Annotated in this window: 22 protein-coding genes; 10 read left to right on the top strand and 12 right to left on the bottom strand. The window is 69.7% G+C overall.

What is annotated here, in order from left to right:
* Window positions 1-161: 161 nt before the first annotated feature.
* From rarD to eccE, 4 genes are all read right to left on the bottom strand, one after another.
* A complete protein-coding gene (gene rarD, locus FHR38_RS11195; protein ID WP_184534605.1) occupies window positions 162-1,097 on the bottom strand; it encodes an EamA family transporter RarD in 936 nt (311 codons plus the stop codon).
* A 90-nt stretch (window positions 1,098-1,187) separates the two neighbouring features.
* Complete coding sequence (locus FHR38_RS11190) at window positions 1,188-1,625, bottom strand: GNAT family N-acetyltransferase (RefSeq protein WP_184534604.1); 438 nt, start codon at window positions 1,623-1,625, stop codon at window positions 1,188-1,190.
* Window positions 1,626-1,659: 34 nt separating this feature from the next.
* Window positions 1,660-2,046: a phage holin family protein gene (locus FHR38_RS11185; RefSeq protein ID WP_184534603.1), complete on the bottom strand. Its 387-nt coding sequence runs from the start codon at window positions 2,044-2,046 to the stop codon at window positions 1,660-1,662.
* A gap of 179 nt (window positions 2,047-2,225) precedes the next feature.
* Window positions 2,226-4,082 carry a type VII secretion protein EccE gene (eccE, locus tag FHR38_RS11180; RefSeq protein WP_312882037.1) on the bottom strand — a complete coding sequence of 619 codons (1,857 nt, stop codon included), beginning with the start codon at window positions 4,080-4,082 and terminating at the stop codon, window positions 2,226-2,228.
* 110 nt (window positions 4,083-4,192) lie between these two features.
* Between eccE and eccB the strand changes: the two genes are divergently transcribed.
* The 3 genes from eccB to FHR38_RS11165 all read left to right on the top strand — a co-directional run bounded on the left by eccB (window position 4,193) and on the right by FHR38_RS11165 (window position 6,409).
* Window positions 4,193-5,587 (top strand): type VII secretion protein EccB, encoded by a 1,395-nt coding sequence (eccB, locus tag FHR38_RS11175; protein ID WP_184534601.1) that lies wholly within the window; start codon window positions 4,193-4,195, stop codon window positions 5,585-5,587.
* A 189-nt stretch (window positions 5,588-5,776) separates the two neighbouring features.
* Window positions 5,777-6,091, top strand: coding sequence for a WXG100 family type VII secretion target (locus tag FHR38_RS11170; protein WP_312882036.1), 315 nt, complete (start codon window positions 5,777-5,779; stop codon window positions 6,089-6,091).
* Between the two features lie 24 nt (window positions 6,092-6,115).
* The gene (locus tag FHR38_RS11165) at window positions 6,116-6,409 is read left to right on the top strand and encodes a WXG100 family type VII secretion target (RefSeq protein WP_184534599.1); all 294 of its coding nucleotides are present in this window, start codon (window positions 6,116-6,118) and stop codon (window positions 6,407-6,409) included.
* A gap of 87 nt (window positions 6,410-6,496) precedes the next feature.
* On the opposite strand, the gene mycP is transcribed toward FHR38_RS11165, so the two are convergent.
* Window positions 6,497-7,741, bottom strand: a complete 1,245-nt coding sequence (gene mycP / locus FHR38_RS11160; protein ID WP_184534598.1) for a type VII secretion-associated serine protease mycosin — start codon at window positions 7,739-7,741, stop codon at window positions 6,497-6,499.
* A gap of 152 nt (window positions 7,742-7,893) precedes the next feature.
* On the opposite strand from mycP, the gene FHR38_RS11155 reads away from it, so the two are divergent.
* Window positions 7,894-10,179 (top strand): SseB family protein, encoded by a 2,286-nt coding sequence (locus FHR38_RS11155; RefSeq protein WP_184534597.1) that lies wholly within the window; start codon window positions 7,894-7,896, stop codon window positions 10,177-10,179.
* 16 nt (window positions 10,180-10,195) lie between these two features.
* Entirely contained in the window at window positions 10,196-10,561 is a 366-nt protein-coding gene (locus FHR38_RS11150) for a UCP033725 family protein (protein WP_184539538.1), read from the top strand.
* 56 nt (window positions 10,562-10,617) lie between these two features.
* Here the strand turns inward: FHR38_RS11150 and FHR38_RS11145 are convergent, their stop codons facing one another.
* The 4 genes from FHR38_RS11145 to acs all read right to left on the bottom strand — a co-directional run bounded on the left by FHR38_RS11145 (window position 10,618) and on the right by acs (window position 16,951).
* Window positions 10,618-11,562: an alpha/beta fold hydrolase gene (locus FHR38_RS11145; RefSeq protein ID WP_184534596.1), complete on the bottom strand. Its 945-nt coding sequence runs from the start codon at window positions 11,560-11,562 to the stop codon at window positions 10,618-10,620.
* Window positions 11,563-11,685: 123 nt separating this feature from the next.
* Window positions 11,686-12,135: a hypothetical protein gene (locus FHR38_RS11140; RefSeq protein WP_184534595.1), complete on the bottom strand. Its 450-nt coding sequence runs from the start codon at window positions 12,133-12,135 to the stop codon at window positions 11,686-11,688.
* Window positions 12,136-12,300: 165 nt separating this feature from the next.
* Window positions 12,301-14,703, bottom strand: a complete 2,403-nt coding sequence (locus FHR38_RS11135) for an immune inhibitor A domain-containing protein (RefSeq protein WP_184539536.1) — start codon at window positions 14,701-14,703, stop codon at window positions 12,301-12,303.
* A gap of 283 nt (window positions 14,704-14,986) precedes the next feature.
* Window positions 14,987-16,951, bottom strand: coding sequence for an acetate--CoA ligase (gene acs, locus FHR38_RS11130; protein WP_184534594.1), 1,965 nt, complete (start codon window positions 16,949-16,951; stop codon window positions 14,987-14,989).
* A 161-nt stretch (window positions 16,952-17,112) separates the two neighbouring features.
* On the opposite strand from acs, the gene FHR38_RS11125 reads away from it, so the two are divergent.
* Window positions 17,113-17,883, top strand: coding sequence for a Fic family protein (locus tag FHR38_RS11125; RefSeq protein WP_184534593.1), 771 nt, complete (start codon window positions 17,113-17,115; stop codon window positions 17,881-17,883).
* A gap of 85 nt (window positions 17,884-17,968) precedes the next feature.
* Here FHR38_RS11125 and FHR38_RS11120 read toward each other — a convergent pair whose 3' ends face one another.
* The 3 genes from FHR38_RS11120 to FHR38_RS11110 all read right to left on the bottom strand — a co-directional run bounded on the left by FHR38_RS11120 (window position 17,969) and on the right by FHR38_RS11110 (window position 20,828).
* A complete protein-coding gene (locus FHR38_RS11120; RefSeq protein WP_184534592.1) occupies window positions 17,969-18,769 on the bottom strand; it encodes an HAD family hydrolase in 801 nt (266 codons plus the stop codon).
* A 375-nt stretch (window positions 18,770-19,144) separates the two neighbouring features.
* Entirely contained in the window at window positions 19,145-19,606 is a 462-nt protein-coding gene (locus FHR38_RS11115; RefSeq protein ID WP_184534591.1) for a hypothetical protein, read from the bottom strand.
* A gap of 181 nt (window positions 19,607-19,787) precedes the next feature.
* Window positions 19,788-20,828, bottom strand: a complete 1,041-nt coding sequence (locus tag FHR38_RS11110; RefSeq protein WP_184534590.1) for an alpha/beta hydrolase — start codon at window positions 20,826-20,828, stop codon at window positions 19,788-19,790.
* 337 nt (window positions 20,829-21,165) lie between these two features.
* Between FHR38_RS11110 and ssd the strand changes: the two genes are divergently transcribed.
* From ssd to FHR38_RS11090, 4 genes are read left to right on the top strand one after another with little or no spacing between them, the layout of a single operon-like run.
* On the top strand, window positions 21,166-22,224 hold the full coding sequence (gene ssd, locus FHR38_RS11105; protein WP_184539534.1) for a septum site-determining protein Ssd: 1,059 nt from the start codon (window positions 21,166-21,168) through the stop codon (window positions 22,222-22,224).
* Entirely contained in the window at window positions 22,221-23,438 is a 1,218-nt protein-coding gene (locus FHR38_RS11100; protein ID WP_184534589.1) for a TadA family conjugal transfer-associated ATPase, read from the top strand. Before ssd ends, FHR38_RS11100 begins: the two co-directional genes overlap by 4 nt.
* Entirely contained in the window at window positions 23,435-24,286 is an 852-nt protein-coding gene (locus tag FHR38_RS11095; RefSeq protein ID WP_312882035.1) for a type II secretion system F family protein, read from the top strand. The genes FHR38_RS11100 and FHR38_RS11095 overlap by 4 nt, the downstream gene beginning before the upstream one ends.
* Window positions 24,286-25,014, top strand: a complete 729-nt coding sequence (locus FHR38_RS11090) for a type II secretion system F family protein (protein ID WP_184534588.1) — start codon at window positions 24,286-24,288, stop codon at window positions 25,012-25,014. Before FHR38_RS11095 ends, FHR38_RS11090 begins: the two co-directional genes overlap by 1 nt.
* Window positions 25,015-25,036: the final 22 nt, after the last annotated feature.

The following is a 25,036-nucleotide window of genomic DNA, read 5'->3' as shown; positions in this document are numbered from 1 at the left end:
CCGCTGCCGGCGTACTGGCAGCGGCGTGCCGGCAGGGGCGGCGTTTCCGGGCACTGGCGGCGGTGACGGTTACCGGACGACCCGGGCGGCGGTTACCGGACGACTCGGGTGACAGTTGCCGGACGACCCGGGCGACGGTTGCCGGACGACCCGGACGACGGTTATCGGGCACTGGTGGCGGCGGCGGGCTCCGGGGTCGCGGCCAGCAGCGCCGCGCGGGACTGCCGACGGGTGTGCCGCACGGCGTCCACCGTGAAGACGATCAGCGCCAGCCAGACCAGGGCGAAGCCGGCAAGCCGGGCGGGCGGCATCGGCTCGTGGAAGATCAGTACGCCGGTACCGAACTGGAGGATCGGTGCGATGTACTGAAGGATTCCCAGGCCGGTCAGCGGAATTCGGTTGGCCGCACCGGCGAAGAGCATCAGCGGGATGGCGGTGGCCGCGCCAGCGAGGACCAACAGTGCGGTGTGCCCCGGCGAGACGTGTCCGAATGCGGCCTGGCCGTGCCAGAGCAGCCAACCGAGGTAGCCGGCCGCCGGCAGGGCCAGTACCGCCGACTCGACGAAGAGCCCCTCGGCGGCGGGCAGAGCGAGCCGCTTCTTGATCAGCCCGTACCCGCCAAAGGTGACGGCCAGGGTCAGCGCCAGGTAGGGCAACCGCCCGTAGTCGATGGCGATCACCACCACCGCCGCCGCGCCGAGGCCGAGCGCGGCCCACTGTACGACGCGGAGCCGTTCGTGTAGCACGGTTACCCCGAGCAGGATCACCACCAGCGGATTGATGAAGTAGCCGAGGGCTGTCTCCACCACCCGGTCGGAGTTGACACCGTAGATGTAGACGCCCCAGTTGATCGCGATCAGGGCGGCGGCGCAGATCATGCCGAGCAGGGTGCGCGGCTGGCGGAACAACCGCCGCAGGAACCTCCAGTTGCGCAGCACAGCGAGCACGAGCGCGACGAACAGCACTGACCAGACCACCCGGTGGGCCAGGATCTCCATCGGACCGGCCGGTTGGAGCAGCTTGAAATAGATCGGGAAGACGCCCCAGATGGCGTACGCGCCAATCCCGTAGAGGTACCCCCAGCGCTGCTCGCTCATCGGCTCAGCGTAAGTGGCTGATGGCCACATGGGTCCTTTCCGGTGAGCTGATTCACCAGCTTCTGCTTTGCCCGCCGGTACGTCTCGGGATCAACCCCGCAGATCCAGTTCCAGCAACTGGTCCGGTCGGGGCGGAGTGGTGAAGCCGAGCCGGGTGTACACCTCGTGCGCGTCGACCGTGGCAAGCATGATCCGGCGTACACCCCGGGCGATCAGCTCGTCCCTGGCCGTGGCGGCCAGCCAGCTACCCAGCCCGCGTCCCCGTTGGGCCGGGTCCACGTAGACGTCACACAACCAGGCGATGGTCGTCTCGTCGGTTACCGCCCGACCGAAGGCTACCTGGGCCTGATCGGTGGGGCGGTAGACACCGAACACCACGGACCTGGCGATCGCCCGGACGGTGGTCTCCCGGGTCCGCCCGAGAGCCCAGTAGGCGTCGGTTGACAACCACGTATGCACCCGGTCGATGTCGAGGCGCTCGGGATCGGTGGACAGCTCGTAACCGTCGTCACGCCTGATCGCCATCATGGCCGGACGGTAACAGCGGTTGGTGGTGAAGTGTCTAGTCGCGGTCCATGACCAGGCCGAGCAGCCAGGTCACCACGCCTACGAAGAGTGCGCCGAGCACCGCGTCCGGCCAGAATCCGTCCACGTGGAACGGCAGCCCGACCTGGCCCGAGATCCAGCTCGTGAGCAGGAAGAGCAGCCCGTTGACGACGAGCGCGATGAGCCCCAGCGTGAGCAGGTACAAACCACAGCCGACGACCTTGATGATCGGCTGGAGGACGGCGTTGACCACCCCGAAGATCACCGCGACCAGGACGAGGGTGAGTACGGCCTCGCCGATCGACTCGGTACCCAGCGTGATCCCGGGGATGATCAGCGTGGCCAGCCAGAAGGCCAGCGCCGTACTGCCGATCCGGACGAGAAGACCTTTCAGGAAGTCCATCCGGCGATGGTGCCACGGCGGGGCAACCCCTGGACAGCCCTACCCGATCTTCCCAGGACAGGTCAGACGGGTTCCTCTGCACAGTTGCGCGACTGGGCGAGCGAGTCGACCACAAGCCGGGCGGAGCGCGTCGACCATGGACCAGGCGGAATTGATCAGTCGCGGAGGGGCGGAGCGAGTCAGTCGCGGGCCGGCGGACCGACCAGTTGCGACTCGATCGGGGTGACCGAGAGCAACGCCCAGCGAAGAGAGCGACGATTCACCACCCCCACCATGTCGGCCCGGATCCGGGTCAACCACTCCGACGACTCGCCGAGGCCGAGGGCGGGGCCGGCCAGCGCCGCCTCGGCGGGCCGGAGTGGTTGGAGGATCGCCAGGTCAGCGCGGGACACCAGGTCGACGTCGGAAGCGGTCAACTCGTCCCGGACGACCAGGTTGGCCTGCCAGCCCGGGCCTGGCTGCGGACCGGACGCGACCGGCCCGGTGTCGACCACGAGCAGCAGCGGACGCAGCGGAGTGCCAGGCGGCCCGTCGACCGGCCGCCCGGGTGGAATGACGGCGATCTCACCCGACGCACTGGACCCCCGGACGAACGGTTCCCAGGAGCGGGGCCGCGCCGTCTGCACCACGATCCGGGCACCCAGCGCCATCGCCCGTAGGACGACGAGTTGTGCGGCGCGGATGCCCCCGACCAACACCACGTCGGTGGTTTTAGCTCGGAACAACTGGGCGATCACCGCGCCGCCACGCCGACTCGCGCCGAGCATCAGGCCCGCCATGCCGTACGGCAGCTCCAGACTGTCCAATGCGGCCGGCGGCAGTGTCAGGGCCTTGGTCGGAACGCCCGGACGGAGGCCAGCCGTGCCGAGCGGTAGGGTCGCGGCGAACCCGGCGAGGTGCTCGCCGTCGAGCCGTTGCCCGCCGAACCGTTCACCGGTCAGCAGACGACGGAGTGCCTGTACCGTGGTGGTGAGGTCAGCCGCGCTCGCGGCGGCCAGCCGTACGGTCAGATCCACCGGTACGACGTCGGTGCCGCCGATCGGCCACGGACCGGCGGTGAGCGACACCGTGGTCGACATGGTCGGCAGAGCCAACATTCGCGGCACGAGCCGGCGGGCGCTCTCCAACTGCGGATCGGTCCAGCGGTGTAGCCGGTAGGTGGTCTGCCACAGCCCGCCGAGCTGAATCGACTGCCACGATTCCTGCACCGGTGTGGCGGCGTCGTGGTGGGCCAGTTCGGCGATCACGCGTAACGCCGCGCTCTCGCCGAGCAGGCGGGTCTGCACCGGGCCGAGCCGTCGACGTACCTTGCGGACCGCGCTGGAGAGGGCGCGATGTAGTTCCTCGTCGGTCCAGTTGGCGACCCGCAGCACCCGGACGGCGAGTAGTGCCCGCTCGTGGCGTAACAGCCGCCCGTCGGTCAGTTGCCGGTAGGAGGTGGCCGGGATGCCACCGCCGGTTCCCGGTACGGGTGCCGGTGCGCCAGCGAGCAGCAACTGGATGCGCATCGGCGGAGCCTCGCCACTCGGTGCCGGAAGCAGGGTCGCCGGTGTGGGCAGGACCTGCGGATCGTCGGCGAGCAGCTCGGCGGCGTCGCCGAGTTCCAGGACAGCAGTCAAACCGTAGCCGTCACTGAGCACCGCTGCCGAGTCACCGGCCAGCTCGGCGGCGGCCATGGTCGTACCGGGGGCGATCAGGTCGAGCAGTGCGTCGGGGTCGGCGGCCGGCGCGAGCGAATGCCGGCCGGTGAGGAAGCGGAGACCGGTGCCGGACCATTCGAACAACCACCGGCCACGGATCCGGATCCAGGCGACGCAGACCAGAACGACGGCGACGAGACCGGCCGCGAGCAGGATGAGCGGACCGCGTCCCCCGGCGAGCAGGAGCAGGGCAACCGAGAGCTGGGCGGCGACGATCTGTCCAGCTCGGACACCCAGCGGGGCGCGTCGGGCCGGTAACGAGCCGAGCGGGGCTGGGGCGATCCGTGCTGGCCGCACGCTGTCCTGGACCGGCTGTTCGGTCGTGCTCACGGCCACCGCTGTCGGCCTCCCCGTCTGGTCGCCCGGGCCAGTGGGGGAATACTGCGCCCCCCATGAATCACTCTGCGGCCTATCGTATGGGCCGGACCGAATGGGGAGGGGCCCGCATGCCGTCGCGGCAGGACCAACTGCATTCATACCAGTTCATGGTTCAGCGCGTGGTGGCCGCGCTGGTGATGCGAGAGACCGATCCGGCGCAGTCACCGTTCCGGCGGGCGGCGGGGGCGACCCTGGCCAGCGTGCTGATCGCGGCGATCGTGATCGGTGGCCTCGCCGTGTACGGCGCGCTCGCCGGGGGCGGTAGCAAGAGCTGGCGAGATGCGCAGGCGGTGATCGTCGAGGAGGAGTCGGGTGCCCGGTTCGTCTTCGTCGAGGGCAAGCTGCACCCGGTTCTCAACTACGCCTCGGCCCTGCTGATCATCAAGGCGTCGGCCCCGAAGACCGTGCTGGTGTCCCGTAAGTCGATCGAAGGCGTGCCTCGAGGAATGCCGCTGGGCATTCCCGGCGCCCCCGACTCGTTGCCGGGGCCACGCCGGCTCACCACCACTCCGTGGACGATCTGTTCGTTGCCGGGGTCCAGCGCTGCGACCACGCCGGCCCGGTCGGCGTTGCTGGTCGGCGCCGACGCGGCCGGTGGTACGACGTTGGGCGACGACGCCCTGCTCGGTCGGCATCCGGACGGCAGCCTGCATCTGATCTGGCACGACCGTCGGCACCTGATCCGCGATCGGGACCTGGTACTACCTGCCCTCACCTGGGCCAGCGATCAGGCGGTGGCGGTGGCGCCAGCCCTGCTCAACGCACTGCCGGTCGGGGCGGATCTGGCCCGGGTAGCGATCCCCGGACAGGGCGACCGGTCGGAGAAGGTGCCGGAGGCCGAAGTCGGCGAGGTTTTCGTGGTGGAGAGTCAGGGTGGCGGACGGCAGTACGTGGTAGCCAAACGCGATGGGCTGGCCGCCATTACCGAGGTGCAGGCCGACCTCCTGCTCGCTGCGGTCAACCAGGACAAACCAACGCCGCTTGCTCCGGGCCGCTTCGCCGGTATCCCGAAGCTGCCGACCATGGTCTCCACCGACCCGGCGGCTCCGCCAGCCACCCAACCCCGGCTGCTACCGGTGACCGATGGTGCGGTGTGCGGTCGGATTCCCGACGACCGGGGAATTGCGGAGATCCGGGTCGGGGCGCGCGTTCCGCAACTGCCCGAGGATGGGGGGACCGGGGCTCGGGCACCGGACGGTGGCGCACTGGCCGACCACGTCGTGGTGCCACCGGGCCGGGGAGCGCTGGTGGAGTCGGCCGCCGCGCCAGGCGCCAGCGGTGGCGCGATCTCCGTCGTCACCGACCTGGGGCGGCGGCACGCGGTGAGCGCGGCCGAGGTGTTGCCGATGCTGGGGTACGGGCAGACCCGGCCGATGCGCCTGCCGGCGAACCTGGTGACGCTGGTTCCGGCGGGGAAGGCACTCGACCCGGAGGCGGCCCGGTCACCGGCCGTCCAGGAGTGAGTTTCGGTTGCCCGCTCGCGCATTGGTGTCCGGAGGGGGCTGCCCGGGGTGGTGCCGGCCGGTTAACGTCATGCGGGATTGTTCGTGACGTTGTGCGACCCGGCGGAGACACGGTGTGCGCCATGGTCCATAGTGGGCGGTGCATCGTCGGGACGTGCGCGACGAGTATGGAGGGAACGGGGTGACGTCGTGGTAGCAGCAGATGCTGCGGTGATGGCGCAGACTGCCACGAAGTTCGAGAGGGCGGACGAAGCACTGCAGAAGATGCTCAGCGGCCTGATGGTCGAGCTGGCAGCGCTGCAGACCGAATGGCAGGGCAGTGGTGGCCGTTCGTTCGAGCAGGTCAAGTTGGCGTGGGAGCAGGACCAGCGGGCGATCCACGACGCACTGCGGCAGACGGCCGGGGCGATCCGCACCGCCGGCCGGCAGTACGACACGACCGACACCGACGCGGGTAGTCGGGTGGCCAGCACCAACCGTGGCGGCATTCAACTTCCGCTGTAGCGGACAGAACGGGGAGGGGAGACCATGAGTGACCAACTCGTCGTCAAGCTGCCGGCCCTAGAGAAGGCCAGCGGGGACATCCAGCGGGCGCTGAACACGCTCGACGCCCAGCTCAGCCAGTTGGAGCAGGATGCCGGGCCGCTGGTCGCCAGCTGGGAGGGCGACGCTCAGCAGGCGTACGCCGAGCGGCAGGCCCGGTGGCGGTCGGCCTCGAACGACCTGAAGACCATGCTTCGCGACATCAAACTGGCAGTGGACGAGTCCGTCCTCGAATACCGCAGCACGGAGAAGCGGAACACCCAGCTGTTCTCCGGTTAGTAGCCACGACCGGCGAGGCTCCCACTCCGTCGTCGACCGGCCCGGAGACCCCGGCCGGCAGGTTCTGGCCCGGTTCGGACCGGAACATCATGACGCGGGTGGGAGCTGCGTCGTCTCCGTAGGCCCGGCGGGCCGCCACCGTCGGCGTGCCCCGCGCGGCAGCACCACAGCCAGCAGCACCACCAGGACGGCTACCGTGCCGGCGACGCCGGCCAGCCAGAGCGCCCGGTGTCGAGCGGTTCCGCGCCGTTCTTCCTGCGCCACCACCGCCGGGTCGACCTGATGCGCGGGCAACGCGCGAGCCGGTTGCGGGTTGCCCACCGCCCCGGTGTCGGTCACCGCTCGGTACGGGTTCAGTGTTCCCCGGCCGTACGCCGTGCTGTGTTCACCGGCCGGGGCCGGGTCGGCGGTGGCGAGGATCCGCTCGATCACCTGGGCCGCGGTCAGCGCCGGCCGGTACTGGCGGACCAGGGCGGCGGTGGCGGACACGAACGGCGCGGCGTAGCTGGTGCCGTCCTGTTTGCGATGTCCCCGCCCGGGGGCCGCCGCCAATACCCCGCTACCCGGGGCGACCACGTCGACGTACGACCCGACCTGCGAGAAGGGTGCCCGGTTCCCGTCGGCGCCGATCGCCCCTACGCCGAGCACCCCGGCGTACGCCGCCGGGTAGGGGCGAGGATCGCCGTTCTCGTGCAGGTTTCCGACGGCGGCGACCACCACCACGTCCTTCTCGACGGCGTAGGCGATCGCCTCCCGTACCGCCGGGCTGTCCTCGTAGAGCACCACGGAGAGGTTGAGCACGGTGGCGTCGTGGTCCACCGCCCAGCGGATGGCTCGGGCGAACTGCGCCGCCGTGACCGTACGTCCCGATTCCCGGCCCTCGATGATCTGCTGCTCGCTGATCCTCACCGGGAGGATCTTGGCCTGCGGCGCGAGCCCGCGAAACCCGGTGCCATCCCGTTCGGTGGCGGCGATGATGCTCGCCACGGCGGTGCCGTGCCCGGCACAGTCCAGGTTGCCGTCCCGGCCCTGATCCAGGTAGTCGGTGCCGGACAACACTCGGCCGCGGAGCTGGGCGTGCCGATTGTCGACACCCGAGTCGATGACGGCCACGGTCACCCCGACACCGGTGGCCAGCGGGGTCAGGCGATCCGGCAGGTAGCGCTGTTGGGCCCAGGGCAGTTCGGTGACGGGTTCGACCGGCGCCAGTGGCGAGGTGCAGCCCGGGGCGGCGAGCCGGGCCGCTGCCGGCGTGGCTAGTATGCCGCTGGGCAGCACCGATGTGATGATCATGGCGGTGGTGAGCGCGATCTGTGCTTTCCGGCGAGGCATGCTCTGCCTTTCGGATCGTGTCGGGTCCGAGACCGGATGTTATCGGCGGACAGTCGACCGTGGCACCCGCCGCCGGCCTGCCATTGTGATCTTGGATCCACCTTGTAGGTTGTACGCGATACCTGTGGCCTGTCCGGCGAAAGGGGGTGGCCGTGACCAACTGGGAGCCGGCCACCGAAGCCGAGGCCGCGATGCGGGACGCCCTACGGGCGAACGACCAGGAACTCTATTTCCAGATTCTCTCCCGCACCGAGCTTCTCCTACCGATAGCCGCGCAAGCTCCTTCCGGACAGCCGGCCGGCTGGGGCACCTGGACCACCAACGGACGTACCCACGTGTTGGCGTTCACCTCGGGCACCGCCCAGCGCGCCTGCCTCGGTGAAAATGCTGGCCCGACCCGCAGGATCCACTACTACGAGTTGGCCAGCGACTGGCCCAACCTGGAGTGGTGGCTCGCGGTCAACCCAGGGCTGCCGATCGAGGGCTACCTTCCAGCCTGGTTCGTGTCGCAACTCGCCCGGGGCGAGGTCCGGTTGCCGGGTCGCACCATGGGGGCTCGGGCCCGGTTGGACCGGGCTGAGCTTCTGGCTCGTGCTCGGGCCACCGCAGTCGTTCCGCCGCGCCCCACGCCGTCCGGGCCCGCCACGCCGATGGCCTCGCCACCGTCCCCCTCGCCACCGTCCCCCTCGCCACCGTCCCCCTTGCCACCGGCGGGACCGCCGCCCCCATCACCCCCGGATTCCGTTACGACCGACAACCATTCGTCGCTCTGGATTCCGGACCTTCCCGATCCGGCCCATGTCGGCAGTGGTGGCGGCGGATCCCACGCCGATTCCCCGTCCCCGGCCCCGTCTGCTTCCAGCGCCCCGGAGACCGAGTTCTCCGGGTGGTACGCGGCGGCCAACCGGTCGACCGCCCGACCACCCGGACCGAGGGCCGAGCCGGAACCGGAACCGGAACCGGAACCGAGTTGGAACTTCCAAGTCGACCGGACGTCAGAAGCCGTCCCACCCGGATCGTCCGCACCAGCCGCCGTACCGGACCAAGGTGCGGGGCCGCGTCGGGAACGGTCACTCTTCGAGAAGGTTCCACCACCTCGGGCCGCGATCGGCGACCACACCGGGTTCGCCGACGATGCCGCGACCGCCGATGATGCCGCGACCGCCGACCACACCGGGTTCGCCGACGACGCCGGGGACGAGCTGACCTCTGCGGCTGGCGAGATTACGAACGTGGTGCCGGATGTGGCCCCGGAACCCGTCGTCGAGCAGCCGAAACAGGCTGGCCTCGACCCGGTTGCGGAGACCTGGCTCGATCCGGTCGACGAGCCTGAGGTCGGCCTCGACCTGGATGCTGACCTCAGGGCTGATCCCGGCGCGGAGCCGCAGCCCGACTCGTCGCCAGAGCCTGCACCGGTCGAACCGGAATCGCCCACCGCGGTGAACCCGACGTCGCTGCCGTCGGACTTCGTCCCCGCCAACGACGTCGAACGAAGTCTGCTGGAGGCAGTGGGCGACGGCAGCACCGACACCTTCCTCTCCACCCTCCTACTGGCCCGGGTGCTACTGCCGGTCTCGGCGCTGTCACTGCCCGGAAGTCAGCCCGGCGATGACGGCTTCGACTGGCACACCGAGCGGATCGACGGTGAGACCTACGTGGTGGTGTTCACCTCGCCGGAGCGGCTCGCCGACCACGTGCCCGATCCGGTGGAGACCATCGGCGAGAAGTTCGTCCGACTGATCCGTAGGTGGCCTGACAACGACTGGTCGTTCGCCGTCAACCCCGGCACTCCGGTCGGGGCGAAGCTGCCCGGCGCGCAGATCGTCGCGCTGGCCAACTGGGCAGCTGAGCTGGGGCTTGGGGACGACGACGGCACGACCGTCGAACCTGCGGTGCCGCCGGCTGAGGAGGCCGAGCCACGATCGTCGTACGCGCCGGTCCGCGAGGACCCGACCCGTCCGCAGATGATGCAGAAGGTCGTCGCCCCCGGCCAGATCGCCCTCTATCTGGACCGGGGCTACGACCGGGTCTCGGGCTTCCTGCACCGGGTCTCCGAGGTCGCCCACCTGGACACCCCGGCCAAGCTGCACGCCGCACTCGGCCTCAACTATCCGGGGTCACCGTTCTCTCGCGACGCGGACGAGATCTACGTGCTGCGCTGGCCGGCCTACCGGCCGAGCCTCTACCGCATCCCGTACGGCGGCCAGAGTGAGGCGGCCATGCGGGCGATGGAGGGCTGGGTCATCGAGCGGGCCCCCTTCCGAGGCAACGGTTTCGCCCCGGGCGAGAGCAGTGACGTGGTGGCAGAGTTCAAGGTGGACAGCGCCCGACTGCCGCATGGGGCCGAGATGCGGCGGCTCGGCGCAGACGGCGCGGACACTCTGGTAGCCACCCTGGACATGGACGTCTGCCACTGGCGACGGGTCGAGCAAGACTGATGCGCGACGGGGAAGACTGATGCGCGACGGCTACATGGCTCGCTGGCAGGGCCGGGAGTACGAGGCCAGCCCCGACGGCGACCAGGTAAGGATCTACCAGCCGGAACCTGGTGCCGGATTCACCGAGGTACGTCCCGGCCGGTTCGTCCGGCTGGTGCCCGCCACCGAGGTCGACGATCTCGCGTACGTGCGTACCACCTGCTCATGGCAGGGGCAGCCGTTCATCGTGCTCGCCGCGCACGAGTCCTGGCTCCGGGTCGAATACACCGGGGGCCGCTGGCCGATCGCCCAGTCGATAGGGCTGGAGGAGTTCGACTTCGGCGTCTACCAGGGGTGGGCCCCAGTGCACGAGGTGACCGAGGTACGTGAGCAGCGAGTCTGACGTCCCAGCCCGAGCGTCGTCCGGGCCCGGCCCGGACGTGACCTGGTCCGGGCCGACTACGACTTGGTCCAGCGCAGGATCTCTCCGAGTACCAGGTCGGGGGCCTCGACGTGCGGAAAGTGGCCGACACCGTCGAGCAACCGCCACTCGTACGGGGCGGAGACGTAGCGACCGGACCCCTGGGCGGTACGCGGTAGCGAAGCCTCGTCGATCGCTCCGTGTAGCTGCAGGGTCGGGGTGATCAGGGGCTGCTGCATCAGCCGTACGAACCGGTAGCCGTGCAGCCGCAGGACCGACCGGAAAGCCCACCGGTAACCCTCCATCGCGCAGAACGCCGCCTGCGGAATCTGCATGGCTTCCCGGCACCGGGCGGCGTAGCTGTCGAACGACGTGCTGGAGACCCAGTCCTGGCCACCCCAGCGATGCAGGTACTCGCCGACGAGAGCAGCGTTGTCCCGGGTCAACGTGTGCTCATAGCGGGGAATCTGGAACTTCAGCATCGGTGTCGAGGCGGTGAACTGCCCACGCGGGTCGGAGAAGAGAGCGGCCCGTAGCCGCAGCGGGTGGGGAGCGCCGAGGACCACCAGCCGCCGTACCAGCTTGGGATGGAAGGCGGCCGTAGTCCAGCCGATCATGCCGCCGGAGCCGGTCCCCACCACGGTCGCCGTACGCTCACCCAGCCCGCGGATCAGGCCGGCGATGTCGGCGGCCAATGTGTACCCGTCGTACCCCCGGGGTGGTTTGTCGCTGGCACCGTAGCCGCGTAGGTCGACCGCGACGGCGCGGAAACCAGCGTCCGCGACGGCCGGCAGCATCTCGTGCCAGGCCCACCAGAACTCGGGAAAGCCGTGCAGGAAGAGCACCAGGGGGCCGGTGCCCGCCTCGACGACGTGGAACCGGCTGCCGTTGGCGCCGACGAAACGGTGCTGCCATGGGCCGTCCACCAGTACGCAGGACTCGTCGACGACGGGCTTCCTACGGCCGCCTCGCTGCTCGGTCATTGGCACAGCCTAGGCGCGGGTGTGGGCGGTGGTGCCCCCTAGGCGGCAGTGATCAGGGATTCTTCCGGGACCTCACCCGGTTTCGACCCTCGAATGGCATTTCCGAATGGCGTCGCCAGCCGGCTAGCGGACCACGCTGAGCTCCACGATGCTGGCATGGGTGCCCGGTCCGCAGTTGATCCTCAGGAGCAGGGGGGCGATTGTCACCCGGACGAAGGTGTCTACCTGAAGCGTGCCGGTGTCGCTCCCGTAGAGGGCGTATTCCTTGCCATCGTCGGTGACCACCCCGTAGCACGGGCCCGAACCACCCCGGGTGACCCGTCCCGCGATACGGTCGGTGGCCTGCTCGTCGGTCGGCTTCTTCGGTGGGATGGCGGGGGCACTGGACGGCCGGACAGTCGGCGTCGGGGTGCTGGTGGGCGTGGTGGCCGCGCTGGTGGTTGCCGTGGGTGATGACGGTTGGCCAGCCGCGTCGTCGGCCGGCTCGGTGGTAGCACAGCCGGACATCAGCAGGGCCAGGGTCATCGGCGCCAGCAGCCATTCGCTGGCTGCCCGGAGGGGTGATCGCGTCACGTCAGGCACCCTACTTCGACGCGGGGCGGCAACCGAACGTTCCCGTTCCGCGTCACGCGGACTTCGGGGTCACCACGATCACGCGGTTTCCGGGGTCGCCACAACGAAGCGGCGCCCGAGGAGGTGAGTCCTCCCCGGGCGCCGCGACTGATCAGTCAGCCGGGATCAGTAGATCCGGATCTTGATCGAGGTACCGTCCTCGTCCAGCACCCGGATCTTGGTGCCGGTGGCCGGCAGCTTGACGCCGTGGTTCGGCAGCTGCGGGTACCAGTACTGCTTGGTGTCGTCGAACAGCGGCTGCGCGGCCTGACCACGCACGTAGTTCGGCCGACCGTTGATGTGCAGGGTCATCGAGTCGGCCTTACGCAGGCTGAACGGCGCGTCGTAGACCTGGACCCGGGCCCGCCACGGCTGGCCGGTCAGGTTGTAGAGCGGCTGCGGACGCGAGTCGATGATCATGTTGCGACCCTCGCCCGGGTGCTCGAACGTGTCGTTGTCCGAGTACCGCGTGTTCCAGTACGAGATCAGCAGACCCGTCTGGTACGCGTAGTTGTCCACATAGTCCGGCCGGGTGTTCTGGTAGCCGAAGAAGTACGGACCGGTCTTCAGGTACTTGTCGTACCCGACGTACGAGCGGTGACCCGCGATGTAGAAGTTGTCGAACAGCTGGGTGTACGACTGCTCGACCACGGTGAAGCCGTCCAGGTTCCAGCCGGCCGTACCCGCCTCGAAGCCGTCGGCGAAGAGCGTCTGCCCGTCGGCGGTCACCGTGACGGAGTCACCGAAGAAGCCACCCTCGGAGACGCCACCGTCGGTGTAGTAGCGGAACCGGAACTGCACCACCTGACCGGCGACGGAGTCCAGCGGCACGCTCAGGTCGTACCACTGACCAGCGCTGCTACCGCCGAGTGCCGGCCGGCCGGCCGGGTCGCTGGGAGCCGGCTGCCCGTTGATCGAGAACGGCATCGCCGTCCAGGTCGAGCCGCCATCCACCGAGGTCTCGAAGTAGAAGTAGTCGTAGTCCTGCTCGATGTCGTAGCGGCCCTTCAGCGCCAGCGACGCGCTGGTCTTCCCGGTGAGGTCCAGGGTCCGGGACATCGAGTTGTTCAGGTCGTCCGCGTTGCCGGAGAAGAACTGCTTCGAGCCCTCCGCCGGTGCACCGTGGTCGAACGTGTACTCCCGCTGGGGTAGCACCACCACGGCACCCTGCGGCTTGGCCGAGTTGTACTCCTGTGGGCCGAGCGTCAGCGTACGGTTCTGGCCGGGCACGACCACCTCGTAGTCGAGCCAGCCGAGCTGCAGCTTGTTCCACGCGCCGAGGTCGCCACCGCGCTCGCCGATGCCGGCGTCGGTCTTGTCGCGGAGCCGGCTCTGGGCCATCAGGGTCCAGTGCTCGTTGTTGTTGTCCCCGCCGTTGATGTTGTTGTAGTCGTCCGGCAGGCCGAGGTCGTGCGCGTACTCGTGGTAGAAGACGCTCCGGCCGCCGTTCTCCGGCTGCACCGTGTAGTCACCGATCCAGATGCCGGTGTTGCCGATCTGCGTACCACCGGACAGGTTGTGGGCCGGGCCGGTGACGCCAGCGCTGTTCACGAAGGCGTACCAGCGGTGGCTCCAGATGGCGTCCTCGCCCTGCCACGGGTCACCGTCCGCCTCGTCGCCACCGGAGTGGACGATCTGGAAGTGGTCGATGTAGCCGTCCGGCTCGTTGAAGTTGCCATCGCCGTCGTAGTCGTAGCGGTCCCACTCGTCGAAGGACCGCATGTCCGCGGCGATCTGCTCGTCGGTGCGACCGGCTGCCCGCTGGTCGGCGACCCACTGGTTGGCCGCGTCAGCCACCAGCGCCCACATGTTGGTGCAGGTGTTGGAGGCGCAGACCGCCGGGTCCTGGTTGGCGAAGTCGCCGGAGCGGCCGTACCGCGCCTCGTTGTACCGGACCTTCACCCAGTCGGTGACGGTGCCGTCGACGCTGTAGCGCCCGGACGACTGGGCCTCGTAGTACTGCTTGAGCGACTCCTCGCCGGCACCCGTACCGAAGTACAGGTTGCGGTAGTAGTCGGCGTTGTAGTCGGAACGCCACACGGTCGAGTTGTCCACCGCGCGGTTCGGCGCGGGGATCTCGTTACGTAGCGGACCGTCGAAGCGGACCGGCCCGGGAGTGTCCGGGTCGGTGTCCTTGTCCGGGTAGTCCGGGTGCCGGTCGTTGCCGAACTCGGTCAGGATGACGAAGATCCGGTCGGTCTTCTCCCGGCCCAACTCGACGTACTGGTCCTGGGTCTGCTGCCCGCCCGCGACGCGTGCACCGGGCGCGTTGCCGACGACCTTTTCGCCGACCTTGACCACGGTGCTGCCGTTGCGCTGCTCCGGCTTGGACCGTCCGGTCAGGACGTCGGTCAGGCCCTGCTCGCGCAGGGCACGCCGCTTGGCTTCAAGGGGGTTGGGCAGTTCGTCCGAGTGCTTCGCCTTGGAAGTCGACGGGGCTGCGGCTGGCGCGTCTGTGGGGGGTGCGGCATAGGCGGCCGGACCGAACGTCGCGGCCGTCGCTGTCAGCGTGAGCCCGAGCAGCCCCACTGCGACTTTGCGCACGTGGTACCTCCGGTGTTAGGTGACCGACCCAACGGCAGTATGGGTCGGAAGATCGATCCCTTTGCGGGGATCAATGTGAAACCTAGAACCTGGCGGGATCGCTGGGAAGTATGCGCGTCGGGTTATTGCAAGATCTTGTTCAGGCACGCCCTCTATGTCACATTCAGCGGGTAGTCGGTCAACTACCGGACCGGTCCGATGCGGTCAATACCCACAAACGCCGCTGGGCGGGCCCGCCCGGACCCGCCCAGCTCACCGTATGGATTGGTCAGTCCTCGTCGGACTTGCCGGAGCGGATACCGGACGAGATCAGATCCATCACCGACGAGTCCTGGAGCGTGGTGACGTCACCGAGCGACCGGTTCTCCGCCACGTCCCGCAACAGCCGACGCATGATCTTGCCGGAACGGGTCTTGGGCAGCTCCGGGACCAGCATGATCTGCCGGGGCTTGGCGATCGGCCCCAACGACTTGGCGACGTGGTTACGCAGTTCCGCGATCAACGCCTCACCGGCCTCGCCGGCGGTCTCGACGTTGCCCCGCGGAATCGTGAACGCGACGATGGCCTGCCCGGTGGTCGGGTCGGTAGCCCCCACCACGGCCGCCTCCGCCACCGACGGGTGCGACACCAGCGCCGACTCCACCTCCGTGGTCGAGATGTTGTGCCCCGACACGAGCATCACGTCGTCGACCCGGCCCAGCAGCCACACGTGCCCATCGGCGTCCTTCTTCGCGCCGTCCCCCGCGAAGTAGCGGCCCGGGAACCGGGACCAGTAGGTGTCGATGAAGCGCTCGTCGTCACCCCAGATGGTGCGCAGCATCGACGGCCACGGCTCGTCCAGGACCAGATAGCCGCCGCCCCCGTTGGGCACCGACTCACCCTGGTCGTCCACCACGTCGGCGCTGATCCCGGGCAGTGGTGACATGGCGCTACCCGGCTTTGCGGCGGTCACCCCGGGCAGCGGCGAGATCATCATCGCCCCGGTCTCCGTCTGCCACCAGGTATCCACCACCGGCAGTTCGCCCCGGCCGACGTGCTGCCGATACCAGATCCAGGCCTCCGGGTTGATCGGCTCGCCGACGCTGCCGAGCAGGCGCAGCGACGACAGGTCGTAGCCGGCCGGGATGTCGTCACCCCACTTCATCATGGTGCGGATCAGGGTCGGCGCGGTGTAGAGGATGGTCACCCCGTACCTGTCGACGATCTCCCAGAACCGGCCCCGGTGCGGAGTGTCCGGGGTGCCCTCGTACATGATCTGCGTGGCGGCGTTGGAGAGCGGTCCGTAGACGATGTAGGAGTGCCCGGTCACCCAGCCGATGTCGGCCGTGCACCAGTAGACGTCGGTCTCCGGCTTCAGGTCGAAGACCGCGTGCGTGGTGTACGACGTCTGGGCCAGGTAGCCGCCGGTGGTGTGCAGAATGCCCTTCGGGCGAGCGGTCGTACCGCTGGTGTAGAGGATGAACAGCGGGTGCTCGGCGTCGAACGGCTGCGCCTCGTGCTGCTCGGCGGCGGTATCCACCGTCTCGTGCCACCACAGGTCCTTGTCCGTCCAGGCCACCTCCTGGCCGGTACGGCGGACCACCAGGACGTGCTCGACCGTCGGGCACTGGGCCACCGCCTCGTCCACCGTCGGCTTGAGCGACGAGGGCTTGCCCCGCCGATAGCCGCCGTCGGCGGTGATCACCACCTTGGCGCTGGCATCCTGGATCCGGTTGGTCAACGCGTCGACGGAGAAGCCGCCGAAGACCACGCTGTGCGTCGCCCCGATCCGCGCGCAGGCCAGCATCGCGACCGCCGCCTCCGGGATCATCGGCAGGTAGATCGCCACCCGGTCGCCCGAGGTCACGCCGAGGTCGGTCAGCGCGTTGGCCGCCTGGCTGGTCATCCGCAGCAGGTCGGCGTACGTGATGGTGCGGGTGTCGCCCGGCTCGCCCTCCCAGTGGATCGCCACCCGGTCTCCGAGCCCGGCCTCGACGTGCCGGTCCAGGCAGTTGTAGGCGACGTTGAGCTGCCCGCCGACGAACCACTTGGCGAACGGGGGGTTCGACCAGTCGAGCACCTGGTCCCAGCCGGTGGTCCAGGTCAGCCGCCCGGCCTGCTTCGCCCAGAAGGCGAGCCGGTCGGCGGCTGCCTCCTCGTACGCCTCGGCGGTGACGTTGGCCTCGGCGGCGAGCGCGGCCGGCGGCGGGAACTCCCGTGTCTCCTGCAGCAGATTTGCCAGGGTCTCGCTCATGGTGTGGGGGCTCCTCCGGCGTCAGGGTGACGTATGTCTCGGCTAGGAAGGTTAACTGTGCCGCCCTGGTCAGGCGAGTGTTGGCCAGGAACGGACCGCACCGACGCGCCGAATGGCCGCTGCCGAGCGCCGGCCGGTCGGGGGTCGCTAGCGTGTTCACCGTGACCACCGATCCACTCACCCCGCTGCTCACCCTCACCGACATCGGACCCGCCGTCGAGCAGGCCCGCGACCGGGTCGACCAGGCGCTGCGGCATCGCGCGTTACGCCGGCACGGCGGCCAGGTAGCGGCCGAGGTGAGCCTGCGCTCCGCCGTGGCCAGCGCCGCCCTGGAGGGGTACGCCCACGAGCGCGAGACGGTGCGTGCCGGCACGGTCACCGACCCGGTGCTCCAGGGGGCGTTGCGGGTCGCCGGGGCGCTGCCCAGCCTGGCCGACCTGTGGCCCAAGGCACCCCGACAGGTGCTCGCCAAGCTGCACACCCTCGCCGCCCGAGGAACGATCAGCGAGGAGGCGCTCGGCCGGCCGGTGGCCGAGGACGGCCTTCGACCGGTCGCGGACCCGGCGATCGGCGCCCGCCTCGACGGACTGGCCGACCTGGTGGCCGGGGGGACGAAGGCATCGCCGTTGATCCTGGCCGCGGTGGTGCACGGCGAACTGTTGGCACTTCGCCCGTTCGCCGGCCCGTCCGGGGTGGTGGCGCGGGCCGCCGCCCGACTCACCCTGCTCTCCACCGGGTTCGACCCGCGCGGTCTGGTCGCCGTCGATGTCGGGCACCACGAGCGCGAGCCGGAGTACGTCGGCGCAGCCGGCGCCTTCGCCACCGGTACGCCGGACGGACTCCGATCGTGGCTGCGGCACTACATGACGGCCGTGGAGATCGGGGCGGAACAGATCACCGTGATCGGTGACGAAATCCTCGCCGCCGCCTGACCCTGCCCGCCTGGCTCGCCTGACCCTGCCCGCCTGGCTCGCCTGATCCGGGGCGCACCCGGTTGATGGCCCAGCGGGTGCGGGGTCAGGCGGTGGTGGCCCTGGTACGGCGATGACGGCCGTACCAGGCGATGCCGATCGCCACGCCGACCCCGACCCCGATGGCGGCTGCCGCCACTGGGACGGCGGGCCGCTCCCGCAGCCGTCGACCCAGTGGAATGGGGTGCCGGAACTCCAACACCGGCCAGGCGTTCTCGGTGGCCAGCTTGCGTAGCGCCCGGTCCGGGTTGACGGCGGTGGGATGGCCGACGCACTCCAGCAGCGGCCGGTCACTGATCGAGTCGGAGTAGGCGTACGACGCGGCCAGGTCGTAGCCCCGCTCCTCGGCCAGCTCGCTGACGGCCTCGACCTTGCTCGGGCCGGCAGCGTAGAACTCCACCTCGCCGCTGTAGCGCCCGTCCTCGACCGCCATCCGGGTGGCGATGACGTCGGTGACCCCCAGCAACTCGCCGATCGGCCGCACCATCTCCTCGCCGGAGGCGGAGACGAGGACCACATCCCGACCGGCCGCCTGGTGCTCCTCTATGAGAGCGGCGGCCTCGGCGTACACGTAGGGGTTGATCAGCTCGTGGAGTGTCTCCGCGACGATCTGGCGGACCTGTTCCACCTGCCAGCCCTTGCACAGGGTGGCCAGATAGTCGCGGGTACGCGCCATCGTCTGCTCGTCGGTGCCGCCCAGCCGGAACATCAGCTGGGCGTAGGCGGACTTGACCACGTCCCGCCGGGTGATCAGCCCATCCCGGTAGAACGGCCGTCCGAATGCCAAGGCGCTTGACTTGGCGATGACGGTCTTGTCTAGATCGAAGAAAGCGGCGCTTCGGCCCACGGCGCGAAAGTCTAGCCGGATGGTCTATCGTCGGCGGGTGCGCGGGGTCACCCGTGCACGTTGCTGGCCTGCCGATCCTGATCCGCCGGTCAGTTGGGCGGTGATGGCGATCACATGAAGATTCCTCATTTTCGCAGGGTGTGGAGTTAACGCCACTCGACGTATACAGCTCGACTCAGGCATGCTTGTATTTACGACACGGTTTCACCTGATCCTGTGTCTGGGCAGACCCTCGGCGGTTGCATCCCCCCGCGACCGCTGAGCGGTTCGGCTCGACCCCCCCGGAGCCGAACCCCATAGGCGACCCCCGTCTCCCCCCGACGGGGGTCGTCTCCTTCTCCGGGAACGTTCCCGCCCAGCTCGGCGCCATCCTCCTCAGGTTGGCGGGCCACTCAATTTTCGTGCCGCCACTGCGGCAGCCATCAGCAGGACCGCCAGAACCGGTCCGGAGACTATGATCATTAGACCCGCTCCGATGTTGGCGCCGATCACCCCGGCGGTCAGCACTCGCCAGCCGTGGCCGACGATGGCCCCGGCCCCGACCAGCGGTAACAGGAACCACCACCAGCGGTGGTCAAGTTGGCGGGTGGCGGTTCCCCAGATCAACGTGCCGAATGCCCCGAGGGCACCGATGCACGCGAGGATGCCGATCAACTGATTCCAGATGGGGCCAAAGCTCACCGGCCGCATCAAGTAATCGAGTTCCACCCCTCCGGCAGCCAGTTGCCGCGCCGCTTCGTTCGTCAGGTCGCCGATGACCCATGCGAACCCGACCGGCACGGACAGGACCAGTACGAACATCGCTAGCGAGAGCGATATGCGATGCGGCTTCGTCATGCGACCCCGCCCTTCCCCATGGCCCGGCGATCGGACTGTGCAGCAACTATGTGCGGATTGCTCGGGCGGGGCATGAGTACCGCTACTCAACGAACGGTGTCTCGGATACGACCGGGCCCGGTCAGCCGGAGGCGACTGGCCGGGCCCGACGTCGTTCGGATCGGGTACGGATCCCGGCAGGTCAGGGCTTGTGCAGGGTGTCCCGCAGGGACATGGCGGCCTGGCTGGTGGCCTTCCGGGCCGGCGGGCTGTCGGCCAACGCGTTGAGCATGACGAAGTCGTGGATCATGCCCTGGTAGCGGACCTCGGTTACCGGTACGCCGGCCTGGCGCAGCTTGCTGGCGTACGCCTCGCCCTCGTCCCGCAGGACATCCGCCTCATCGGTGATGATCAGCGCTGGCGGTAGCCCCTTGAGCTGGTCCATGCTGGCCTGTAGCGGGGCCGCCATCGGGTTGGACCGCCGGCTGGTGTCGGGCAGGTACTGGTCCCAGAACCACATCATGAGTTCCCGGCCCAGGTAGTAGCCCTCCGAGAACTCCCGGTAGGAGGCGGTGTCGAAGTTGGCGTCGGTGACCGGGTAGAACAGGACCTGTTCCAGGAACCTCGGGCCGCCCCGCTGCTTGGCCATCATCGTGAGGACGGTGGCCATGTTCCCGCCGACGGAGTCGCCGGCGATCGCCATACGGGAGGCGTCCAACCCCTGCGCCGCGCCACTATCCATGATCCACTGCGCGACCGTGTAGCACTCCTCCAACGCGACCGGGAACTGTGCCTCCGGGGCGCGACTGTACTCGGGAAAGACCACGGCGACGTTGGCCTGCGTCGCGAGTTCCCGGACGAGCCGCTCGTGGGTGTGGAAGTCACCGAACACCCAGCCCGCCCCGTGTACGAAGAGGACGACGGGTTGCGGGTTGCGGGAGCCGTCTGGCTGCATCACGTCCTGTGCCACTGCCCGTACCCGGTTGCGTAGTCCGCCTGCTCCACCGGCCTGCTGTCCCTTGGGCCATACGATCCGGACCTGAACCTGTCCGGTCGGTCCGCCCGGAATCGTCATGTCCTCCAGGTCGACGTCCGGTTGGCTGATCTGGCCGGACTGGATCTCGTCGAGCTTGGCCCGTCCCTGAACTGGTGGAATCTGGAACAGGAACGGCGGTTGGGCCGTCATCCGGGCCACTTCCTGCGCGGCCGGCTCCAGGATGACTGTGCTGGTGGCCTGTGCCATGACGGATTCTCCTCCCCGGGTCGCCACGGGCGGCGACTGATCAACTTGCGAAACTCCGTCTGCCTCCGTGCCACGGGTACCCGAATCTGGACGAGCTATTGCGAGGGAGTCGCCTCGCAGCGCCCGGTTTGTGGCTTCATGGGGGAATCAGATAGCAGATCGACTTGACTGTCGGGCGTTTTCCACAGGTGGTCCGGTTATCCACAGGCGCGCCGGTCGATCCCCCTGAGCACGTCGTCTTCGCGGCACGGTGTGGCGGTGACCCGTACCCGCGCCGTTGGAGGCAGTGATGCCGTCCCGTACCTCCGTCCCGTCGGTTTCGCGCCTGCCACTCGTGTTGACCTCAGACGATGACCTGCTCGACGAACTGCTACGACTCGCCGCCGCAGGCGGCACCGAGGTCGAGGTGGCACCCGATCCGCCCGCCGCCCGGTCCCGGTGGACCGCCGCGCCGCTGATACTGGTCGGATCCGACCAGACCCAGGCCTGCCTACGGGCCCGGCTACCGCGCCGCCCCCGCGTGGTCATGGTGGGCCGGTCCGGACAGGGCGATCCGAGCTGGGATCTGGCCGAACTGCTCGGTGCCGAGCATGTCGCGATGCTGCCGGCCGCCCAACCCTGGCTGGTGGACCAGTTCGCGGAAACCACCGGCAACACCGTCGCCACCACCGGCCGGATCATCGCGGTGATCGGTGGGCGGGGCGGTGCCGGTGCAAGCGTCCTGGCCGGCGGCCTCGCCGTCACCGCCGCGCGAGCCGGTCTACGTACGCTGCTGGTGGACGCCGATCCGCTCGGTGGTGGCCTGGATCTGGTCCTCGGCTGGGAACAGTTGTCGGGGCTTCGCTGGCCAGCGCTCACCAGCGCGGATGGGCGGGTGGACGCGCCCGCCCTGGTGCAGGCCCTACCCAGTCGAGGTGACCTGGTCATGCTCTCCTGGGACCGGGGTGACCTGATGCCCCTACCAGCCGAGGCAATGGCGGCCACGATGGACGCCGGGCGACGCGGCCGGGACTTCGTCGTCGTGGACCTTCCTCGGCAGTTCGACGATCCCACCGTGATCGCACTACAAGCCGCCGATCAGGTCTTCGTGCTGGTGCCAGCCGAGTTGCGAGCCACCGCCGCCGCAGCCCGGGTGGTGGCCGCCGTCGCTCCACACTGCGCAAACCTGTCGGTGATCGTGCGAGGGCCGGCTCCCGGCCGGTTGAAGGCCCGTGAGGTGGCGAAGGCCCTCGACCTTCCGCTGGCCGGCACGCTCCGGCCAGAGCCCAACCTGTGCCGAGGACTGGAACGTGGCGAGGCACCAGCGGCCACTGGCCGAGGGCCGCTCGCCGTCCTGTGTCAGCGACTCGTCGCGGACCTCTCCGGTGTTCCGGTCCACCTCACGGAGACGGCATGAGCCAGGAGATCGTCGAGCGTGTCCGGCACCGGTTCGCCGCCGAGGGCACGGCGCTCACACCGGCCGCTGTCGTCTCCGCCGTACGGGCCGAGCCCGGAGCCGCCGTACTGGGGGACACCACCGTGCTGCGGATCGCCAGCCGAGTACACCAGGATCTGGTGGGTGCCGGTCCACTGGCACCGCTGCTCGCCGATCCGAGCGTCACCGACATCCTGGTCAACGGGGCCCGGGTGTGGGTCGACCGAGGCGGCGGGCTTCGCCAGGAAGCGGTTCCGCTCGGCTCGCACGAGGATGTCCGTCGGCTCGCCCAGCGGCTGGTGGCGGCCTGCGGCCGGCGACTCGACGACGGAACGCCCTACGCCGACGCACGGCTGCCCGACGGCACCCGGCTGCACGCCGTACTACCTCCGGTGGCGACGGACGGACCCTACCTTTCGTTTCGCACATTCCGGCAGCGGCCGTTCACCCTCGACGAACTCGTCGCGCACGGCGCGATGGCCCCGCCCGTGGCGGAACTACTCGAAACAGTGGTGGCCGCCCGCCTGGCCTACCTGGTCACCGGCGGTACCGGGTCGGGCAAGACGACGCTGCTCAACACGCTGCTCGGCCTGGTCCCGACCACCGAACGGATCGTGCTGGTCGAGGATGCCGCCGAGTTGCGGCCGGTGCATCCACACGTCGTCGGACTCCAGGCCCGCACCGCCAACGTCGAAGGTGCTGGCTCGATCGGCCTCAGCGACCTGGTGCGGCAGGCGTTACGGATGCGTCCCGACCGGCTGGTGGTGGGGGAGTGCCGGGGCGCGGAGGTGATCGACCTACTGGCCGCGTTGAACACCGGCCACGATGGCGGGGCGGGTACGTTGCACGCCAACACGCCGGCCGACGTACCGGCCCGGTTGGAAGCGCTCGGCCTGCTCGGTGGACTGCCCCGGGCCGCCCTGCACGCCCAGGTGGCCGCCGCTCTCCAGGTACTCCTGCAGGTTCGCCGATCCCGCCAGGGGCGGGTGCTGGCGGCGGTCTGTCTGCTGTTACCCACCGGCCCGGAACGGCTCGTCACCGTCGTACCGGCCTGGCAACGCGGGCAGGGCCTCGGCCCGGCAGCCACCGCGTTGGCTCGGCTCATCGCCGAGCGAGGCGTGCCAGTGCCGCGACTGTTGACCGCTACCCGACCAGCCCTGCCGACGGCTGCCGAACCAACCGGGGCAGCCTCGTGACGGCGACGCTGTGGCTGCTCGTGTCCTGCCTGCTGGGTGCCGCGCTGGTTGCCGGATGGCCAGTCGGCTCCGGTCGAGCCCGACGACGCGCCATCATCGAACCGCCGCCGGACCGGGGCAGGAGCACCGACCGGCGGCCCCGCACCACTCGGTGGCGGATGTCCCTCTCCCAGCTCTCCGCCGCGCCCCGCCGGAACACGATCGCGGCACTGGTGATCGGTGGAGGTGCCGGAGCCTGGTCAGGCGGTCCGGTGGCGTCGATAGCAGTCGCTGCCTACACCGGGCTCGCCGTGGGGATGGTGCTGCGCCGGCAGAAGCTGCGGCTTGCGGTACGGCAACACCGTCGCCAACTCGACGACCTATCCGCGCTCGCCGCCGACCTACGCGCCGGTCTGCCCGTGCCGGCGAGTTCCCAGCCGCTCTCGGCGATGTCTGCCGCGCCGGCACCGGCGGCGACGCTGCCCACAGCCGACGGAACAGACCGGATCACATCGTTGACCTGGTCGGCGATCCGATTGGCCGAGCAGACCGGCGCACCCCTGGCCGGACTACTCGAACGGATCGAGGCCGACGCCCGCGCGACGGACCGGGGTTTGGCCGCCGCCGAAGCCCAGGCCGCTGGTGCACGGGCCACCGCCTGGCTGCTGGCCGGCCTGCCACTGGGCGGGATCGCCCTGGGCTTCGGCATTGGCGTCGACCCGGTCACCGTGCTGCTACACACCCCCATCGGTGCTGGCTGCGCCATAGCCGCCATCGGCTTGCAGCTCGCCGGCCTGACCTGGGCCAACCGGCTTACCGCCGGTGCTACGCGGGGCTCCGCTGGTCCGATGCGTACCCGAACAGCCTGATGTCCGCCCCGCTCGCGTTGGCTGGTTGCCTGGCCGGGGTGGCGTTGGTCGTGGCCACGGCTGCCCGACCCACCGGCCGTACGGTTCGTCGTCGTCTCGCCCGGCTGGGTATCCGACGTACCGGTCCCCGTCGGCTGCCCGACCTGATCCGGCTCGGAGCGTTCCTCGGTGGCCTGACCGTCGCGGTCGTGGCCGGCGACTGGACCGGGGTGCTGGTTGGTGTTCTCGTCGCCGTCGTCCTGGAGCGGCTGCTGCGGCGCTTCGAGCCGGCGGCAGTCCGGGCTCGGCGGCTACGCGAGGCCGCCGACCTTCCGCTCGCCGCCGACCTGCTGGCGGCGGCACTTCGGGCCGGAGCACCGGTGGACCGAGCCGTGCTGGCGGTGGCCGAGGCGCTGGCCGGTCCGCTCGGCGAGCGACTGGCGCGGGTCGGCCGGACGATGCTGCTCGGCGGCGGTCCGGAGGAAGCGTGGAGCCACCTGGCCCCGGTGGCCGGTGCCGACCGGCTGACCGCAGCCGCCGTCCGCTCGGCGGCCAGCGGCGCGGCACTCGCCGGGGCACTGGCCCGGCTCGCGGACGACCTGCGGGCCGACCGAGCGGTGGCAGCGGAAGCGGCAGCCCGCCGGGCCGGGGTGCTCATCGTCCTGCCGTTGGGGCTCTGTTTCCTGCCGGCCTTCGTTCTCGCCGGCCTCGTGCCGGTGATCGTCGCTGTCCTCGGCGACGTGCTGTGACGACCATCGAAGAAAGGAACAC

The sequence above is a fragment of the Micromonospora polyrhachis genome, from assembly GCF_014203835.1.
Classification (GTDB): Bacteria; Actinomycetota; Actinomycetes; order Mycobacteriales; family Micromonosporaceae; genus Micromonospora_H; species Micromonospora_H polyrhachis.
This window is presented reverse-complemented; position numbering and strand designations above follow the sequence as displayed.

Excerpts from the sequence above, each read along its gene's own strand:
- FHR38_RS11110 (WP_184534590.1), bottom strand. The coding sequence starts at position 20,828 with ATGGCACAGGCCACCAGCACAGTCATCCTGGAGCCGGCCGCGCAGGAA.
- mycP (WP_184534598.1), bottom strand. The coding sequence starts at position 7,741 with ATGCCTCGCCGGAAAGCACAGATCGCGCTCACCACCGCCATGATCATC.
- FHR38_RS11090 (WP_184534588.1), top strand. The coding sequence starts at position 24,286 with ATGTCCGCCCCGCTCGCGTTGGCTGGTTGCCTGGCCGGGGTGGCGTTG.
- acs (WP_184534594.1), bottom strand. The coding sequence starts at position 16,951 with ATGAGCGAGACCCTGGCAAATCTGCTGCAGGAGACACGGGAGTTCCCG.
- eccB (WP_184534601.1), top strand. The coding sequence starts at position 4,193 with ATGCCGTCGCGGCAGGACCAACTGCATTCATACCAGTTCATGGTTCAG.
- FHR38_RS11185 (WP_184534603.1), bottom strand. The coding sequence starts at position 2,046 with ATGGACTTCCTGAAAGGTCTTCTCGTCCGGATCGGCAGTACGGCGCTG.
- FHR38_RS11100 (WP_184534589.1), top strand. The coding sequence starts at position 22,221 with ATGAGCCAGGAGATCGTCGAGCGTGTCCGGCACCGGTTCGCCGCCGAG.
- FHR38_RS11190 (WP_184534604.1), bottom strand. The coding sequence starts at position 1,625 with ATGATGGCGATCAGGCGTGACGACGGTTACGAGCTGTCCACCGATCCC.
- rarD (WP_184534605.1), bottom strand. The coding sequence starts at position 1,097 with ATGAGCGAGCAGCGCTGGGGGTACCTCTACGGGATTGGCGCGTACGCC.
- FHR38_RS11145 (WP_184534596.1), bottom strand. The coding sequence starts at position 11,562 with ATGACCGAGCAGCGAGGCGGCCGTAGGAAGCCCGTCGTCGACGAGTCC.
- FHR38_RS11165 (WP_184534599.1), top strand. The coding sequence starts at position 6,116 with ATGAGTGACCAACTCGTCGTCAAGCTGCCGGCCCTAGAGAAGGCCAGC.
- FHR38_RS11115 (WP_184534591.1), bottom strand. The coding sequence starts at position 19,606 with ATGACGAAGCCGCATCGCATATCGCTCTCGCTAGCGATGTTCGTACTG.